Annotated in this window: 12 protein-coding genes; 5 read left to right on the forward strand and 7 right to left on the reverse strand. The window is 70.7% G+C overall.

Going from position 1 to position 13,985, the window contains the following annotated elements; translation table 11 throughout:
• Window position 1: 1 nt before the first annotated feature.
• Window positions 2–1,948 carry an OmpA family protein gene (locus HNR00_RS11785; protein ID WP_183569427.1) on the forward strand — a complete coding sequence of 649 codons (1,947 nt, stop codon included), beginning with the start codon at window positions 2–4 and terminating at the stop codon, window positions 1,946–1,948.
• Window positions 1,945–2,226, forward strand: a complete 282-nt coding sequence (locus tag HNR00_RS11790) for a hypothetical protein (protein ID WP_183569429.1) — start codon at window positions 1,945–1,947, stop codon at window positions 2,224–2,226. The genes HNR00_RS11785 and HNR00_RS11790 overlap by 4 nt, the downstream gene beginning before the upstream one ends.
• Here the strand turns inward: HNR00_RS11790 and HNR00_RS11795 are convergent.
• The 3 genes from HNR00_RS11795 to HNR00_RS11805 form a co-directional block, all read right to left on the reverse strand.
• A complete protein-coding gene (locus HNR00_RS11795; protein WP_183569431.1) occupies window positions 2,166–3,437 on the reverse strand; it encodes an adenylate/guanylate cyclase domain-containing protein in 1,272 nt (423 codons plus the stop codon). The two genes, HNR00_RS11790 and HNR00_RS11795, sit on opposite strands and share 61 nt — an antisense overlap.
• Window positions 3,438–3,528: 91 nt before the next feature.
• Window positions 3,529–4,299, reverse strand: a complete 771-nt coding sequence (locus HNR00_RS11800; RefSeq protein ID WP_183569547.1) for a potassium channel family protein — start codon at window positions 4,297–4,299, stop codon at window positions 3,529–3,531.
• A gap of 251 nt (window positions 4,300–4,550) precedes the next feature.
• Window positions 4,551–6,869, reverse strand: a complete 2,319-nt coding sequence (locus tag HNR00_RS11805) for a lytic transglycosylase domain-containing protein (protein ID WP_183569433.1) — start codon at window positions 6,867–6,869, stop codon at window positions 4,551–4,553.
• 310 nt (window positions 6,870–7,179) lie between these two features.
• Between HNR00_RS11805 and dapA the strand changes: the two genes are divergently transcribed.
• From dapA to HNR00_RS11820, 3 genes are all read left to right on the forward strand, one after another.
• On the forward strand, window positions 7,180–8,070 hold the full coding sequence (gene dapA, locus HNR00_RS11810) for a 4-hydroxy-tetrahydrodipicolinate synthase (RefSeq protein WP_183569435.1): 891 nt from the start codon (window positions 7,180–7,182) through the stop codon (window positions 8,068–8,070).
• Between the two features lie 68 nt (window positions 8,071–8,138).
• Complete coding sequence (smpB, locus tag HNR00_RS11815; RefSeq protein WP_183569437.1) at window positions 8,139–8,612, forward strand: SsrA-binding protein SmpB; 474 nt, start codon at window positions 8,139–8,141, stop codon at window positions 8,610–8,612.
• A gap of 38 nt (window positions 8,613–8,650) precedes the next feature.
• The gene (locus HNR00_RS11820; protein ID WP_183569439.1) at window positions 8,651–9,220 is read left to right on the forward strand and encodes a peroxiredoxin; all 570 of its coding nucleotides are present in this window, start codon (window positions 8,651–8,653) and stop codon (window positions 9,218–9,220) included.
• Window positions 9,221–9,224: 4 nt separating this feature from the next.
• Here HNR00_RS11820 and HNR00_RS11825 read toward each other — a convergent pair whose 3' ends face one another.
• The 4 genes from HNR00_RS11825 to HNR00_RS11840 form a co-directional block, all read right to left on the reverse strand.
• Entirely contained in the window at window positions 9,225–9,884 is a 660-nt protein-coding gene (locus HNR00_RS11825) for a LabA-like NYN domain-containing protein (protein ID WP_183569441.1), read from the reverse strand.
• A gap of 412 nt (window positions 9,885–10,296) precedes the next feature.
• Entirely contained in the window at window positions 10,297–10,887 is a 591-nt protein-coding gene (gene pyrE, locus HNR00_RS11830) for an orotate phosphoribosyltransferase (RefSeq protein ID WP_183569443.1), read from the reverse strand.
• Between the two features lie 148 nt (window positions 10,888–11,035).
• Window positions 11,036–11,584, reverse strand: coding sequence for a fasciclin domain-containing protein (locus HNR00_RS11835; protein WP_183569445.1), 549 nt, complete (start codon window positions 11,582–11,584; stop codon window positions 11,036–11,038).
• A gap of 178 nt (window positions 11,585–11,762) precedes the next feature.
• Window positions 11,763–13,967 (reverse strand): RelA/SpoT family protein, encoded by a 2,205-nt coding sequence (locus HNR00_RS11840; RefSeq protein ID WP_183569446.1) that lies wholly within the window; start codon window positions 13,965–13,967, stop codon window positions 11,763–11,765.
• Window positions 13,968–13,985: the final 18 nt, after the last annotated feature.

Here is a 13,985-nt window from a genome sequence, read left to right on the forward strand (position 1 = left end):
GATGTCCTTCATTCGCACCCGGCTCGGCTGGCTCGCCGGGCTGCCGGCCCTCGCACTCATCGGCGTGGCGAGCGCCTATCTCGCCGTCCCGAGCATCGAGGATGAGATCGCCCGCGCCGCCGCCGAGGTGGCGCGCAGGACCGGGGAGGGCCAGCCCGAACCGTGGCTGCGGGTCAGGGTCGAGGGGCGCGACCTCGTCGCCGCGGGCGAGGCCCCGCAGTCGCCCGACCGCGAGGCCGCCCTCGGGCGACTCGCCGGGATCGAGGGCACGCGCCGGCTGATCGACCGCACCGGCCTGATCGAGGAGGCCTCCCCCTTCGTCTGGACCGTGGAACGGCCTGCCGCCGACCGGCTGGAGGCCGCGGGCAGCCGCCCGGCCGAGATCGGCGCCTTCGAACTGGTCCAGCGGCTCAAGCCGGTCCTGCCGCGCACGGCGACCCTCGACGACAGGACGCGAGCCGCCCGCGGTGCCCCGCCGGACTTCCCCGACGCGGCGGCCTACGCGGTCGAGCGGCTCGCCGACCTGACCACAGGCTCGGTCGCCACCGTCCACGACACCGTGATCTCGATACGCGGGGAGGCCGCGAGCCTGGCCGCCTACGATGCGCTCCGCACTGCCCTGGCTCGCCCGCCGCAGGGCTTCAGCCTCGGCACGGTCGAGATCCTGCCGCCCGTCGTCGCCGATCTGCGCCTCACGGTGGAGCGTCGGCCCGACGGCAGCCTCGAACTCGGCGGCCACGTCGCCTCGCCCGAGGCGCGCGAGGCGATTCGCGCCGCCGCTGCGGAGAGCGCCGAGGGCGCCGCGATCGACGACCGGATGCAGGACGCCCGCAGCCTCGGCCTCGACGGTCCGGCCGTCGCCAGGACGTTGCTGAAAGTCGCCGCCCTGCTCCACGAGGGCCGCGTCGCCTACGAGCAGGGCCGCATCTCGGTCGCCGGCATCGCGCTCGATGCCGGAGCGGTCGGCGAGATCGAGGCGCTGCTGCGCGACGACCTTCCCTCCGGCCTCGCCGCCGGCTCCGTCGCGCTCACCGCCCGGCCGATCGTGCCCTACGTCCTGCGGGTGCGCCGCGGCGCGGACAGCGTGACGCTGAGCGGCCATCTGCCCGACGAGGCCGCCCGCGAAAGCCTGCTCGCCCGCCTGCGCCCGCGCCTGTTCCGCGAGGCGGTCCGGGACCGCACGCGGCTGGCGGCCGGCGCACCGGACGGGTTCACGATCGCCGTCGCAGCCGGACTCGACGCGCTGACGACGCTGTCGGGCGGCGAGATCGCCGTCCGCGGCACGAGCGTTCGGCTGTCGGGCACGAGTCTCTACCCGGAGGCCGCCGCCCGATTGTCGCGCACGCTGCCCGCGGCGATGCCGGCGGGCTGGAGCGCCGCCGTCGCGGTCTCGGGCGGCGAGACGGCGGCGCGTCTCGATCCGCAGGAATGCGGGCGCCGCCTCGCCGAACGGATCGTCGGGCACCCCTTGCGCTTCGCGCCGGGCAGCGCGGCGCTGGCGGCCGAATTCTACCCCGTCCTCGACGCCGTGGCCGCACTCGCCCGCGATTGCCCGACCGAGCGCATCGAGATCGTCGGCCATCTCGACCCGCCGAACGCCAAGCCGGCCGAGGCCGATCCCGTCGCGGCGGAGGCCGCGCGCGAATCGGCACCGAAGCCGACGCCCGCCCCGGCGAAGAAGGCGGAAGCGAAGTCGGCCAAGGACGAGAAGGGCAAGGACGACAAGAGCAGGGCGAAGCGGGACGACAAGGCCGACGCCAAGCCAGCTCAGATCGAGAAGCCCGTTCCCGCCCCGGTGGAGACCGGTGCCGATCTCGCGCGGGCGCGGGCGCTCGCCGTCATCGACTACCTGCAGAAGGCAGGCGTGCCGCTCGGCCGCGCCACGCTCGCGGAGGGCGCCGCGCCGCTCACCGAGCGCCAGGGCATCGGCCTCGCGCTTCGCTCGTGATCTCCCTCGTCGTCCCGCTCTGGCCTGGGCTCGCCGCCTCCCTCGCGCTCGGCCTCGCCATCGGCGCCCTCGCGGGTGTCCCGCGCGTGCGCGCGACGAGGATCGCCGCGGGCCTGCCGCTGCTCGCGCTCGGCCTGCTTCTGGGTCTCGCCGGGCTCGATACCGTGCCGGGGCGTGCCGGCCTGTGGATCGAGATCGCCGCGCTGGTGCTCGCCTGCTATCTGGCCGGCTGCTCGCTCGGCGCGCTCGCCCGGATGCTGTCCGGCCGCACCTCCTGAGGCAGGGCCCAGATCCGCTGCGCCCGCTCGACCCCGCGCAGGGCGAAGGCGCCGACCTCCGTCAGCGTGGCGGCGCACCGGCCGGCGAAGGCGTCCGAGATCAGGAGATGGCGGTCGAGCGCGTCGCAGAGCCGCTCGATCCGGCTCGCCTCGTTCACGGCGCGGCCGATCATGGTGAAGTCGAGGCGCCGGTCGGTGCCGACATTGCCGTACACCAGCGGCCCGAAATGCAGGACGAGGTCAGCCTCCAGCGTCGGCAGGCCGCGTCGGCGACGCGCGGCGTTGAGTTCGCCGTTGCGGGCCAGCGCCTCCTGCGCGGCGGCGAGCGCCCCGGCGCAGGCCGGGCAGGCGTGTTCCTCCGGATCGGCCGCGGAGAACACCGCGAGAAACCCGTCGCCGAGGAATTTCAGGATCTCGCCGCCGTGGCGCCGCACCGGCTCGCCGAGCGCATCGAAATGTTCGTCGAGCCAGCCGACGACCTTGAGCGGATCGTCGCGGTCGGCCAAAGCCGTGAAGCCGCGCAGATCCGCGAGCAGGATCGCCGCCGGCACCACCGCGCTCTGCCCGCGGCGGATTTCGCCCGCCAGCACCCGCGTGGCGGTGGCGGGGCCGAGATAGGTGCCGGCAACCTCGCGCAGGGTGTGAGCGAGGCTGAGCTTCGACGTCGCCAGGGCGATCGCCGGCACCAGCGCCGACAGCGCCTCCAGGTCCTCCGGCGTGAAGCCGCCGGCCCGGTCGGTGGAGAACGAGATGCCGGCGCCCTCGATGGCGCTGCCCGGCGCGAAGCCGACGAGGTGGAGCAGGTAATCGGTGCCGCCCGCCCTCCGAAGCTCGCCGAGCAGCGGGAGATCGGGCACCGACACCGCGCCGTCGAGCCGCCAGCGCACGCTCTCGCGCTCGTTCTCGTGCAGCCACGCGATCGGGCTGCGGGCGTAGCTCGCCTCGCCCTCCGGCCCGTGCGCGGCGGGGAACAGGGCGAGCCCCTCGCCGCGGCGCCACGCGAGGCTCGCGCCGCGGAACAGCGGATCGATCGTCGGCACCGACAGGCTGAGGCGCCAGAGCGGAAGCCCGGCGGCGACGAGGCCTTCGCAGAGTTCGGTCACGATCGCGTCGCCGTCGTCCGAGGCCACCGCCCCGGCGATGAGCCGGGCTTCGACGGCCCGAAGGTCGGACGCGCGGGCAACGGAGGATGGGGACGAGGACTCGGGCATGGCGCCCGGATTGTAGCGGAAACGGCGCCCCGGTGTCGTGCCGGCGTCTCGCCGGTCCCTTGCAGGCCCCTTGCCGACCCCTTGGCCGCGCTCAATCCGCGCCCTCGTCGGGAATGTTCAGGAGGTTGCCGCAGGCCTTGCAATGCACGGCGTCGGGCTCGTGGCGCAGCAGGCCGCAGGCCTTGCAGGGAAAGCGCACCTTGTAGGGGCGGAACACCACCTGGGCGAGGCGGAAGAACAGGGTCACGCCGCAGATCATCACGAAGACCGAAATCAGCCGGCCCGTCGTCCCCGGCAAGGTGATGTCGCCGTAGCCCGTGGTCGTCAGCGACGTGACGGTGAAGTAGAGCGCGTCGACCGGCGTGACGATCGCCGGGTTGCTGCCTTGCTGGGTCGTGTAGACGATGCCGGTCATCGTGAACACGAACACCGCCAGGTTGGTGGCGGCCAGGATCGCTTCCTCGTTGCGGCGGAACACGGCGCTGTCCGACCGCAGGCGCTCCAGCAGATGATAGGTGCGCAGCAGGCGCAGCGTGCGCAGGATGCGCAGGAACCCGACGCCTTCCACGAGGACCGGCGCGAGGAACGAGGCGACGGCCACCATGTCGGTCCACGTGCTCAGGCGCAGGAACTCGCGGCCCGGGCGCCGGCTGATGCTCAGGCGGGCGGCGAAATCGGCCAGCACGCACAGCCCCAAGGCGACGTCGCAGGCGATGATCCAGGGCACGAGCGGCAGGAACGAGGTCACGACCACGAAGGCGATCGTGGCGATATCGAACACGAGCAGCGCGTAGCGGAAGCGCTGCGCCCGGTCGGTGTTTCCCTCGTAGAGTTCGTGCAGGGTGGCGGTCAGGTCGCGCATCGGTCGCAGCATCGGAGCGTCGGGTCTCGCGCGTCGGCAGGGCGGGCGCGACCGGAGCGGATGCGCTGACGGAAGGCTTCGGTCCGGCTCCGTGCGCCGCCACCGATCCGGCGGCGCGCGCTCGATCTCCGGGCTGGCGTGCCGGAAAAACGACGCCATCGCGGCGGCGGCGGCTCGGTGCAGCGAGAGCGGGCCGCATTCGGTCCATCGCCGGGACCGCGCCGCAGCCGGTCGGCCACCGGGGCGGGCTTCTACGGCGTCGCCGGCTGCGCCTCGGCGCTCACCGCGGCGCGGGCGCCGCGGGCGAGATCACGCTCGATGGCGAGCGTGCTCTTGCCGTCGAGGCGGTTGCGGTAGACCTGCAGGTTCTCCATCACCCGCTGCACGTAGTTGCGCGTCTCGGTGAAGGGGATGCGCTCGACCCAGTCGATGGCATCGACCTCGGGCCGGCGCGGATCGCCGTAGGCGTCGATCCACTTCTTCACGTTGCCGCCGCCCGCGTTGTAGGAGGCGAAAGCGAGGATGTAGGAGCCCTTCCAGTCCTCCATCAGTTCGCCGAGATGGGCCTGCCCCAGCCGCGCGTTGTAGGCCGGATCGCTGGTCAGCCGGTCGGTGTCGTAGCTCGTCGAGACGCGCCGCGCCGTGCGCTGGGCGGTGGCCGGCATCATCTGCATAAGGCCCCGCGCCCCGACGCCCGACTGGGCGCGGGGATCGAACTGGCTCTCCTGGCGAGCGATGGCGAACACCATCGCCCGCTCCACCTGCGGCACCGCCGTGAAGGTCTCGTAATCCGGGATGCCGATGGTCGGGTAGGCATGGGTGTCGAGCGCCAGCCCGCGCTGCGTCGCGAGCTTGCCGATCGCCACCAGCGCGCGGGCGTCACGCGCCTCCACCGCGGTCTCGCCGAGGGCGTTGACCTGCGCCTCGTCGGTCAGCGACTTGGCCGCGTCGATGTAGAGCGGCAGGGCCAGTTCCTTGAGGCTCGCCGCGGCGAGCAGCTTGAGGCCCCGCACGAATAGGCGGTCGTCGAAGGCGGCCCGCGCCGGGGCCGACAGCACCGCGGCCTGCCGCAGCGGCAGGCTGTTCTGGCCGAGCTTGGCCCGCGCGAGCTGGCCGTAATAGGCGATCGGCTGGAGCGCGGCGCGCTCGTAGAAGTTTTTGGCGTCGGAAGCCTTCCCCGCGGCCTCCGCGGCGCGGCCCTGCCAGTAGGCGACGCGGGCGAGCGAGATCGGCGTCTCGGCGATTGCGGCGGCGAGCGCGAAGTGGCGCTCGGCCGCATTCGGATCGTCGAGGTAGCGCAGCGCGATCCAGCCGGCGTGGAACTCGGCCTCGATCCGCTTCTCGGTGGTGCGGGCGGAATGCCCCGCCGCGACGGCCTGGGCGGTCCTGGCGTCGCCGGCATCCATCAGCTTGCGGGCGACGATCCGGCGCTCGACCCACCACTCGTCGCCGTCGACCAGGATCTCGGGGTTGGACGGCGCGGCGAGCAGGACTTTTGCGGCTTCCTCGTTCTTGTCGGCCCGGCGGAAATACTGCGCCCGCGACAGCAGGTAGGAGGCGTCGTTGCGAAGCGACGGCGGCACGGCGTTGAGGGCCGAGGCGCCCCCCGACTTGTTCTCGACGGCGCGGCGCGCCCGCACGAGGCTGGCATAGGAGCCGCCCGCATAGTCGGCGGCGCGGCCGGCGGCGGAATAATCCTCCTTCAGGAGGGCGCGCTCCATCCGGGCGCGATGGTCGATCACGGTCAGCACGCCGGGGAAGGCGTCGGTCACCTTAGTCTCGAGGCTCTTGCCGAAGCTGTCCTCGCGCCAGAGGTCGCGGATCAGGGTCGCGGCGTCGGAATCGAGCCCCTCGGCGCGGAACGCCAGGGCGAGGGCGAACTTGCCCGGCGCGCTCGCCGGCTTCGAGGTCGCGAAGTAGGCCCGCACGATGGCGGGGCTTTTCTTCTCGGAGAGCAGCATCTCCTCGGCGCGCCGCCGCAGCAGCGGGCCGGCGGGCCAGTCGGGATTGGCGCGGGTGAAGGCCACGACCCGCTCGAAGCCGATGCCGGCGCCCGCGCGGATCGCCACCCATTCGAGCAGGGCGCGTGTCGCCGGATCGGTGAAGCCCGCGGCGAGCCGGTCGCCGTCCGAGACCTTGCCCTTGCGGTAGAGGTCGATCGCCTGCCGAAGCTGGTCGAGATCGGTGCTGCCGGAGAGCACTGGCCGGTTCGGATCGGGCACCTCCGGCGCGGGCGCCGCGGGCGAGACCGAGGCGTCGGGCAGCGGAAAGGCGACCGGCGCATCCGAATCGGTCGAGGCGTAGCCGGAGACCGCCGCGGGCAGCACCTTGTCGGCGGTCTCGCCGGTCCCCGTCGGATCGAGGCGGAGCGCATCGGCCGCGACCGGATCGGCGGCGGGCTTGGCCGCCTCCTTCACCTGCGCGGCGGGCGCCGTGGCATCGCTCGCGGGCAGAGCCGGGGCGGAGGCCGGATTCGGGTTGCGGATGTCGGCCTGCTGGGCGGCCAGCACGGCGCTGCCGGTCAACGCGAGACCGAGGAGGAGGGGCAGGGAGCGGGCGGGGAACGCCATGTGTGAAGACACCCCGACTCGTGAGGCCAAAGGGAAAGAGGGCCAAGCCTCAAGCTGGGCCCACGGTCGTTAAGAAGGGATAAACCACGCCGGGAATCGGACACCGATCCTGACGGATCGGCGCCCATCCCCGGCTTGTCCTGTCGGCGCGTCGGCTTGCGCCGAACCGGCCCCCGTTTCGGCTGCCGGGCGCGCAAGCGAAGCGTTTGCGCGAGGGCGAGGGAGCGCCTATGTCTGCGCGTCCCGTCGGCGGGCGGCCCTTGAGCCTTGCCCGCGCGAGGACACGAGACCTACGGCCGGGAACGCCAGGATGACCGAGACCCACGCCCGCCTCCGCGGTTCGATGACCGCGCTCGCGACCCCGTTTCGCGACGGCGCGTTCGACGAGGCGGCCTTCCGAAAGTTCGTGAACTGGCAGATCGAGCAGGGCACCCACGCGCTCGTGCCCACCGGCACCACCGGCGAGAGCCCGACGCTGAGCCACGCCGAGCACGACCGCGTGGTCGAGACCTGCATCCGCGAGGCCAATGGCCGGGTGCCGGTGATCGCGGGCGCCGGCTCGAACTCGACCGCGGAAGCCGTGGAACGAGCCCGTCATGCGGAAAGCGTCGGCGCGGACGCGGTGCTCACGGTCACGCCCTATTACAACAAGCCGACGCAGGAGGGGCTCTTCGCCCACTTCAAGGCCGTCAACGACGCCGTCGGCATCCCGATCATCATCTACAACATCCCCGGCCGCTCCGTGGTCGACATGAGCGTCGACACGATGAAGCGGCTGTTCGAACTGAAGAACATCGCCGGCGTGAAGGACGCCACGGCCAAGATCGACCGCGTCAGCCTCCAGCGGCAGGCTTTGGGCGAAGACTTCATCCAGCTTTCTGGCGAAGATGCGACGGCGCTCGGCTTCAACGCCCATGGCGGCCACGGTTGCATCTCGGTGGTGTCGAACGTGGCGCCCCGGCTCTGTGCCGACCTGCAGGAGGCGAGCCTCAAGGGCGACTACGCCAAGGCGCTGGCGATCCAGGACCGGCTGATGCCCCTGCACGTCACCATGTTCTACGAGTCGAACCCGGTGCCGGCGAAGTACGCCCTGTCGCGCCTCGGCCTGATGTCGCCGGAGGTGCGCCTGCCGCTGGTGCCGGCCACCGAAGGGTGCCGTCAGGCGGTCGATGCCGCGTTGGCCCATGCCGGGCTGATCTGAAGCCTCGCCTCCGGGCGCGGTTCTCCCCATATCGGAGGACCGCCGCCTTCAGGCTTCGAACGAAAAAAATGGCACCCAAACCCGAACCCGGCCGGCGCGTCGTCGCCGACAACCGCTCCGCGCGCTACCACTACGCCATCGAGGACGTGATCGAGGCCGGCATCGCCTTGACCGGAACCGAGGTGAAGTCCCTGCGCGGCGGCAAGGCGACGATCGGCGAATCCTATGCCGGGCCCTCGGGCAACGACCTGATGCTGTTCAACGCCTACATCCCGGAATATCTGGAGGCGAACCGCTTCAACCACGACACCAAGCGGCCCCGCCGCCTGCTGCTCCACCGCCGCCAGATCAACAAGCTGATCGGCGCCACCCAGCGCCAGGGCTACACGGTGATTCCGCTGAAGATCTACTTCAACGACAAGGGCCGGGCGAAGGTCGAGCTGGGGCTCGGCAAGGGCAAGCAGCTCCACGACAAGCGCGAGACCGTGAAGGAGCGCGACTGGCAACGCGACAAGGCGCGGCTGATGCGCGACAAGGGTTGAGCGCAGGGCAAGGGTCGAGTGCTGGGAAGGGGAACGCCGTGGCCGGACCGGATTTTTCGAGCCTTCCCGACGATCTGCCGGTGCCTCAGGACGACGGCGCCGCCGACCACCTAACCGGTTTGAGGCTCCCGGACGTGGCCCTTCGGGCGACCGACGGGAGCCTCGTCTCGCTGGCGCGCCTGCCCGGCCGCACGGTGGTCTTCGCCTATCCGCGCACCGGCGTGCCGGGCCAGCCGAACCTCGTGGCGGATTGGGACGCGATCCCCGGTGCGCGCGGCTGCACGCCGCAGGCCTGCACCTTCCGCGACGCCCATGCCGAGCTGCTCCGCCGCGGGGTCGAGCGCGTGTTCGGGCTCTCGACGCAGGACGGCGCCCACCAGCGCGAGGCGGCGACGCGCCTGCACCTGCCCTACGCGATCCTCTCGGACCGCTCCCGGGCGCTCGCGCTGGCGCTGCGCCTTCCAACCTTCGAGGCCGGCGGCGAGACGTTATTGAAGCGGCTCACGCTGGTGATCGACGACGGCGTCGTCGCAAAGGCGTTCTACCCGGTCTTCCCGCCGGACCGCAGCGCCGAGGCGGTGATCGCCTGGCTCGACGCCGCGGTCTGACCGATCAAACCTCCGAATCGTCGGACGGCGGGGCCGGCGGGCGGATGCCGTAGCGGCTTTCCAGGCCGGGATTGGCGCGGGGGCCGCGGTCGGCGAACTCGCGGCGGGGGCCGTCGCCGGGGGCGCGGATCGTGCGCTCGCTCGGATCGCGGCCGATGCGGCCGGCCAGATGGGCGAGGTCGACGAACTCGTCGGCCTGACGGCGCAGGTCGTCGGCGATCATCGGCGGCTGGGTCTGGATGGTCGAGACCACCGAAACGCGCACGCCCTTGCGCTGCACCGCCTCGACGAGGGAGCGGAAGTCGCCGTCGCCGGAGAACAGCACCATGTGGTCGAGATGGGCCGAAAGTTCGAGCGCGTCGATCGCCAGCTCGATGTCCATGTTGCCCTTGATCTTGCGGCGGCCGGAGGAATCCGTGAACTCCTTGACCGGCTTGGTGACGACCCGATAGCCGTTGTAATCGAGCCAGTCGATCAGCGGCCGGATCGAGGAATATTCCTGATCCTCGATCATCGCGGTGTAGTAGAACGCCCGGATCAGGTTGTCGCGGCTCTGGAAGTCCTTCAACAATCGCTTGTAGTCGATGTCGAAGCCGAGCGCCTTGGTGGTGGCGTAAAGGTTGGCGCCGTCGATGAAAATCGCGGTACGCTGACGTTCACTCATCGGATTGTCCATGCGTTCGAGCTGAAAGAAAAATGACGACCGCAATCGCGGCAAAGAATGTCCGTGATGAAATCGTATGGCACAGAAGACGTCCGCGCCCCCCGCGGGACCGCCGCCCCCGCAAAGCTGTTCGCGATCCTGCGACCGCGCGCGGCAGCGCCGATCCATCCGGCCCTGGGTCCATCGACTCCAAGACCGGACGATCCGCGACGGGATTGACGCAACTCGTCTGGCCGAGCTCGCACAAGGTGTCAAGAAAAACAAAAGGTAAGAAATTTACGCTCGCGATGTGTCTGCGAATTGGGTCGGACAAAGTCCGACTCACGGTTGCGGTTTTGTATTTTGTCGCACCATGGATGATCGCCAACGGGATTAACGTTGACTTCAGGTTGCCGCGCGCGATCCCGGCCGATCAGGGCTTCATTGCCGCACGACTGCCCGGCTTGGTTGCCGGGATGGCGGCGAGCTCGGGCGGCAGGGCGTCGGCCGGATAGGTTGGGATGTCGAGGGCGGCGAGCGAGACCAGCGGCAGGCCGATCTCGCCGCGTCCGCCCGAGCGGTCGATCAGGCAAGCCGCACCCACGACCTCGCCGGCCTCGTCCTGGAGCGAGGCGAGACATTCGCGGGCGGAGAGGCCGGTTGTCACGATGTCCTCGACGATCACCGCACGGGTACCGACCGGGATGGAAAAGCCGCGCCGCAGGGTGAAAGGCCCGCCGGGATCGCGCTCGACGAAGATCGCCTTGGCGCCGAGGTGCCGGGCGGTCTCGTAGCCCGGCACGATGCCGCCGATGGCCGGCGAGACCACGATGTCGACCCGCCCGAACCGCGCCGTGATCGCCTCCGCCAGCGCCCGGCACAGCCGCTCGGTCCGCACCGGATCGGAGAAGATCGTCATCTTCTGCAGGAAGGTCGGCGAGCGCAGACCCGAACTGAGGATGAAATGGCCCTGGAGCAGCGCGCCCGCCGAGCGGAATTCTTCGAGGACGTCGTCCGCTTTCATCGTCGCCTACCTGCAAACCCTCGTTCGGGCGCTTGTCGCAGTGGGACGGGTGGGGCGCAAGCGTGCAGCGTTGCGGCCCCGTTCGGGAGACGGCGATCCCTCGAAGGCGCGAGCCGGGCCCCGGCGGATGCCGGAGCCCGGATGCCGATCAGGGCATGAGCACGCCGTTGACGACGTGGATCACGCCGTTCGACTGCATCACGTTGGCCACGGTGACGGTGGCGGTGTTGCCCTTGGTGTCGGTGACGTAGATCTTCCTGCCCTTGGCCTCGACCGAGAGCGCGCCGCCATTGACGGTCTTGAGGGTGGCCTGACCGCCGCCTTCCTTGACCATCGCCATCAGATCCCTGGCCGTGAGGGCGCCCGGAACCACGTGGTAGGTCAGGATGCCGGTGAGCTGCGCCTTGTTCTGCGGCTGGACCAGCGTCTCGACCGTGCCCGGCGGGAGCTTGGCGAACGCGGCGTTGGTCGGCGCGAACACGGTGAAGGGGCCGGGCCCCGACAGGGTCTCGACGAGCCCCGCGGCCTTCACGGCGGCGACCAGCGTGGTGTGGTCCTTCGAGTTGACCGCGTTCTCCACGATCGTCTTGGAGGCGTACATCGGCGCGCCGCCGACCATCGGATTCTTGGCGAGCGCCGGGGCTGCGGCGCCGACCAGAGCGAGGCCGAGCGCGAGGCGGAGAAAGGTCTTGGACATGGTGTCTCCCTGAAGCTTCGCCCCTTCGAAAGGGCGTCGCGAACCTCTACGGAGATGAGGGGCCGGAAAGTTTCAACGCAGCGCTGCGGCTTTGCGCGGTTCGTCGAACGGCCCCGCGGCGCGACGGGGTCGGACGGTCCGACGACGGAGGCCCCCGGCGCGCCCCGATCCGAAAAACCTACCCGTTGATCCGCTCCACCCGGCTCACCGAGCGCTTGCCCCGCAGGTCCGCCACGATGGCGGTGAGGTGCTTGAGGTCGGGCACCGAGAGGTCGATGGCGATGTCCGTGAAGTCCTGGGTGCGGCGCTTCATCGAGACGTTGTCGATGTTGCCGTCGTGCTCGGCGATGACCTGGGCGATCTGGGCGAGCGTGCCGGGCTCGTTCATCGATTCCAGCGCGATGCGGGCGGGGAAGCGCTCGTTCGAATCCTCCACGTCCCAGCGCACGTCGAGCCAGCGCTCCGGCTCGTTGTCGAAGGCGGCGAGCGCCGCCGACTGGATCGGATAGATCGTCACGCCGATTCCGGGCGTCAGGATGCCGACGATGCGGTCGCCCGGCAGCGCGCCGCCGTTGGGGGCGAAGCTCACCGGCAGGTCGCCGGCCAGTCCCCGGATCGGGATGGGCCCCTGCGACGAGCCGTCGCCCGAGAAGGTCAGACGCATGGTCTGGTCGCCCGAGCGCGTCAGGCGCCCGGCCGCGCCGTTGGCCGCCGGGCCGCCGGCGCGGCGCTCGTCCTTGAAGTCGGGATAGACCGCCTTGACCACGTCGCCCGAGAACATCTCGCCACGGCCGACCGCGGCGAACACGTCCTCCGTCGAGGCACGAGCGAGCCGGGGCAGGGCGCCGCGCAGCTTCTCGTCGGAAAAACTCTTGCCCGCCCGCTCGAAGGCGCGGTCGAGGATCTGGCGGCCGAGACCGGCATATTGGCGCCGCACCGCGGCCCGCGTCGCCCGCCGGATGGCGGCGCGCGCCTTGCCGGTGACGACCAGCGATTCCCAGGCCGCGGGCGGCGCGGCGCCGTCCGAGCAGGCGATCTCGACCTCGTCGCCGTTGGCGAGTTCGTGCAGAAGCGGCGAGAGCCGGCCGTTGATCTTGGCGCCGACCGCCGAATTGCCGATGTCGGTATGGACCGCATAGGCGAAGTCGATCGGCGTCGCGCCCCGCGGCAGGGCGATGAGCCGGCCCTTCGGGGTGAAGCAGAACACCTGATCCTGGAACAGCTCGAGCTTGGTGTGCTCCAAGAACTCTTCCGGCGAGTCGCCCTCGGCCAGGAGCTCGATGGTGCGGCGCAGCCACTGGTAGGCGCCGCTCTCGGTGCCGAGGCGCGGATGCACCTCGCCGCTCTCCGAGCCCTCCTTGTAGAGCGCATGCGCGGCGATTCCGTACTCGGCGATCTCGTCCATCGCCGCGGTGCGGATCTGCAATTCGACGCGGCGCTGCTTCGGCCCGATCACGGTGGTGTGGATCGAGCGGTAGTCGTTCTGCTTCGGGGTCGAGATGTAGTCCTTGTAGCGGCCCGGCACCATCGGCCAGCTGGTGTGGACGACACCCAAAGCCGCATAGCACTCGGCCAAAGTCCCGACGATGACGCGGAATCCGACAATATCCGAAAGTTGCTCGAAGGCGACCGACTTGCGCTCCATCTTCGACCAGATCGAGTAGGGGCGCTTCAGCCGGCCCTTCACCTGCGCGGTCAGGCCCTGCGCCGCGAGCCGGGCGGTGAGATCGTGCTCGATGCTCTCGATGACGTTGCTGGATTTCGCCGAAAGGTCCTCCAGCCGCTTGGCGATGGTGGCGTAGACCTCGGGCTTGAGCACGCGGAAGGACAGGTCCTCCAATTCGTCGCGCATCTCCTGGATGCCCATGCGGCCGGCGAGCGGCGCGTAGATGTCCAGCGTCTCCTCGGCGATCCGGGTGCGCTTCTCCGGCGGCATGAAGTGGAGGGTGCGCATGTTGTGGGTGCGGTCGGCGAGCTTGACCAGCAGCACCCGCACGTCCTCGGCCACCGCCAGCAGCAGCTTGCGGAAGTTCTCGCCCTGCACTGCGCGCTTGGAGACGAGATCGAGGCGCTTGAGCTTGGTCAGCCCGTCGACCAGCGCGCCGATCTCGTCGCCGAAGATGCCGCGGATTTCGTCCAGCGTCGCGGCGGTGTCCTCCACCGTGTCGTGCAGGACGGCGGCGACGATGGTCGCGTCGTCGAGATGCAGGTCGGTGAGAAGCGCGGCGACTTCGAGCGGGTGGGCGAAGAACGGATCGCCCGAGGCGCGCTTCTGCGTGCCGTGCGCGCGCATGGCGTAGACGTAGGCGCGGTTGAGAAGCGCCTCGTTCGTGGCCGGGTTGTAGCGCTTGACCCGCTCCACGAGTTCGTATTGGCGCATCATCCGCCGGGAAATCCCAAA

This window comes from Methylorubrum rhodinum (assembly GCF_014199935.1).
Lineage (GTDB): Bacteria > Pseudomonadota > Alphaproteobacteria > Rhizobiales > Beijerinckiaceae > Methylobacterium > Methylobacterium rhodinum.